Below are 3,481 nucleotides of genomic sequence, written 5' to 3' on the forward strand. Positions count from 1 at the left end.
CCATTAGTGGTAATCCATCTAAAAATAAACTTAAAAATCGATATGATAATACTGGTTCTCCAATCCATTTTACTGGGGTAATATCTAAATTACAGCTTCCTTCCAAGACTGAGGTTCGTCTTGCAAAGGATTTTGAAACATTACAAGCTGTTCAATATTTTGCAAGAACTATTAGACAAGGTACTTCTAATTCAAATCAATTAAACACGTATATTTTAGATAGTGGGGAAAATATAAAAAACAGTGTCTTTGTAAAGCCTATTATGGAAAACGGAGAAATTAAGGAGTACGCTTTTGCGATAGCATCTTTACAACCTGTTAATGAAGCGATGCTCGTTTTAAAAGATTATTATGTCTATGCCTTAATTATCGTATTTCTCGTTATTATTTTGTTATCCTTCTACTACTCAAAAATCATTGTTAAACCATTAATTAAGATAAATCGCGTTACAAAAAAAATGGCCAACTTTGATTTTAGCGAGAAGTTACCTGTTACAGCAGACGATGAAATTGGCGGGTTATCAAGTAGTATTAATACACTCTCTGTAAATTTAAAAGATCGCATCGACCGATTAAATGTTGCCAATACAAAATTACAACAAGATATTGAACGCGAACGTCAATTAGAAAAAACGAGAAAAGAATTCATTTCTGGTGTATCTCATGAATTAAAAACACCACTTAGTGTTATTCGTAGCTTCGCTGAAGGTATTCAAGATGGCGTAAGTAAAGATACGACATATTATACCAATGTTATTTTGGAAGAGACAGATAATATGAACAGGCTCATTGTTGAAATGTTAGAATTAGCAAAACTAGAATCTGGTACGTACAAACTAGAAATGTCGACATTCTCAATCGGTGAATTAATTCAACAAATCTATACAAAATTATTATTTAGTATGGAGGAAAAACATTTACAAGTGGACATCCATGCTGACTCTTCTCTATTTGTTAAAGCAAATCGTAGCCGTATTGAGCAAGTAGTTGTAAACTTACTTAGCAATGCAATTCGATATACTCCAGATGGTGAAAAAATACATGTCTCTGTTGTAGAAACGGAAGATATAGTGAAAATCGAAATTGAAAACACAGGTAATCCTATTCCAGAAGAAAGCCTTGAAAAAATTTGGGATCGCTTCTACCGTTTAGACGCTTCTCGTAGCCGTCATACTGGAGGTACCGGCCTTGGGTTATCCATTGTGAAAAACATTTTAGATCTCCATCGCGCCGAATACGGTGTGTATAATACCACTAATAGCGTTGTATTTTATTTTAATTTACAAAAAGTGAAAGAAGTCAAATAATTTGTCTTAATTTCACTAGGAGTTCACATGAAATTCACACTCTCCCTTTATAGTAAGAAACAAGTTAATCCTTTCCTTTACACATATAAAAGAGGAGAGTGCGTGAAATGAAACAAGCAGGACAACCTATTCAAAACGAAAAACAATTAGAAACTATCAAAAATATACTTTTACAATCTTCGAAACGTGATGGCTTACTATTCGTATTAGCTGTAAATTCTGGCTTAAAAGTAAGTGAAATCTTACAATTAAAAGTTAGTGATGTAATCGATGAAAATGAAAATGTTCGCCATTCCATTTTATTTTACAATGAAAAAGTAAAGAAACATAAATGGTTTGCTGTAAATGAAGACTTACAGCACGCAATCGAAGACTACATGAAAGAACGTAAAACTTGGAAACGTAATGAACCATTATTAAAGTCTCAAAAAGGAACAAAGTCTATTACGAGACAACATGCATGGTACATTTTAAACAAAGCTGCAAAAGAAGTTGGATTAGAAGGGATTAGCTCACATACACTTCGAAAAACTTGGGGCTATTGTGCATACAAATCAGGTGTTGATATTGCATTTTTACAACACTTCTTTGATCACAGTACTCCATCAAAAACTTTAAAGTATATCGGTATTGCTTAATAACTCTTATACATAAAAAAGGTTACCATTTGTAAATTTGGTAACCTTTTTTATGTTTCATATTCTCTTTTCTTGTCTCTCCTATACTGTAGTGGTAATCTAATAGTAAGGGGGAGAAATTATGAACACATTAACAATTGAATTACCGAAAGAAACGGCTGAAAAACTTGATTTATTAAAGAAATCTTATGAAAAGAAAACAGGTGCTACAATTTCTGAAAGCACTCTTGTTCAAACACTTATCTCAAAGGAATTTATCCAAGCGATAACTCCTTTTGATTTACAACAATTCGTCAATGGAAAAGAACAGCAGTAATCGCTGTTCTTTTTTTATTTATTTTCAAAATATCAAAAGTTTTTTATTTATTTTCCGAAAAACTATTGACTATGATAATGATAACCATTATCATTTATTATGAAGCCAACAATTGATGAATCAACCAAACGCTCAGTAACATTGTTACCCCTCTTTTTCATATAGAAAAGCATTGTACATTCCCCCTGTTTGTACAGTGCTTTTCTTGTTTGTATTTATTCAAATAAATTTAATTGCTCTGGTTTCGGCTCGCCATATGTAATATTCGCCATTTCCATCAACTGTTTCGCATTGTCCGCCGCATCCCCACCCGAATTATTGTTAAACAAAACGTATATGTCCTTAGTCTTTTTTTTCAATTCCTCTAATCGGTTTACCCATTCTTTCAACTCATTATTATTGTAGCGATATAAACAACGAACCGCTCTCCAATTTTCTCCTTTGTCAAGCCATCCATGAACATTCCGGCCATGAAAACGTATTAACGCCATGTCTGAATTTGTTGCCTCTAATACAAGCGGTACTGATCCTATTCCTGCCTGAGGCTCATCGCAAATTGTATGAATCCATTTTTCTTGTTCTAAAAATTGTAACGTCTTATCTCTCATCTCTGGATAAAACCATGTTTGATTTCGAAATTCTATTGCACATGGGAAATCTTCCATTTTTTCTTTCGTGTACCGAAGTAAATCTACATTTTTCACTTTACAATCGAACCATGGTGGATATTGAAATAAAATCATTTTTAATTTATTCGCTTCTATTAAAGGAAGAATTGATTGTTTATACACATCAAACATCTCATCGAACGTAGAAAAAGGGATTTCCCCTTTCATATGTCCTGTCATTCCTTGATAAGCTTTTACTATAAAAGAAAAATCTTTCGGCGTTTCCATCGCCCATTTTGTATAATTCCGCGCAGGTTGTATCGCATAAAATGAACTATCTACTTCCACAATGGGAAAATGTTCACTATAAGTTCGCAATTTATTTCTATTTTCATAGGGATTACTATATAAAGAATCATGATCTCCCCATCCCGTCACTCCAATAAAAAACAAACGTATTCCTCCCTTCCCAACTTCAGCTTACACTCATTCTATATTACTTCACAAAAATACCATCCGATCACTTTCATAAAGTCGCTCTTTCTTTAAGAGTATCCGTATAAAAATATGATATACTAGATGGAAGAATTTTTAAATTGAGGAGTTATTTAT

At 32.8% G+C, this 3,481-nt stretch carries 4 protein-coding genes; 3 read left to right on the forward strand and 1 reads right to left on the reverse strand.

Features of this window, described 5'->3' with window-relative positions; translation table 11 throughout:
- From AB3X48_RS19455 to AB3X48_RS19465, 3 genes are all read left to right on the forward strand, one after another.
- Positions 1–1,307, forward strand: a 1,307-nt coding sequence (locus tag AB3X48_RS19455; protein ID WP_367959825.1) for a sensor histidine kinase, incomplete at its 5' end; no start/stop codon positions are given.
- Between the two features lie 107 nt (positions 1,308–1,414).
- Positions 1,415–1,945, forward strand: a complete 531-nt coding sequence (locus AB3X48_RS19460) for a tyrosine-type recombinase/integrase (protein WP_000806236.1) — start codon at positions 1,415–1,417, stop codon at positions 1,943–1,945.
- A gap of 121 nt (positions 1,946–2,066) precedes the next feature.
- Positions 2,067–2,261, forward strand: coding sequence for a DUF3924 family protein (locus AB3X48_RS19465; RefSeq protein WP_002149425.1), 195 nt, complete (start codon positions 2,067–2,069; stop codon positions 2,259–2,261).
- A 215-nt stretch (positions 2,262–2,476) separates the two neighbouring features.
- On the opposite strand, the gene AB3X48_RS19470 is transcribed toward AB3X48_RS19465, so the two are convergent.
- Positions 2,477–3,322: a DUF72 domain-containing protein gene (locus tag AB3X48_RS19470; RefSeq protein WP_016104308.1), complete on the reverse strand. Its 846-nt coding sequence runs from the start codon at positions 3,320–3,322 to the stop codon at positions 2,477–2,479.
- Between the last annotated feature and the right edge of the window lie 159 nt (positions 3,323–3,481).

Source organism: Bacillus sp. S4, from assembly GCF_040838205.1.
Taxonomy (GTDB): domain Bacteria; phylum Bacillota; class Bacilli; order Bacillales; family Bacillaceae_G; genus Bacillus_A; species Bacillus_A cereus_U.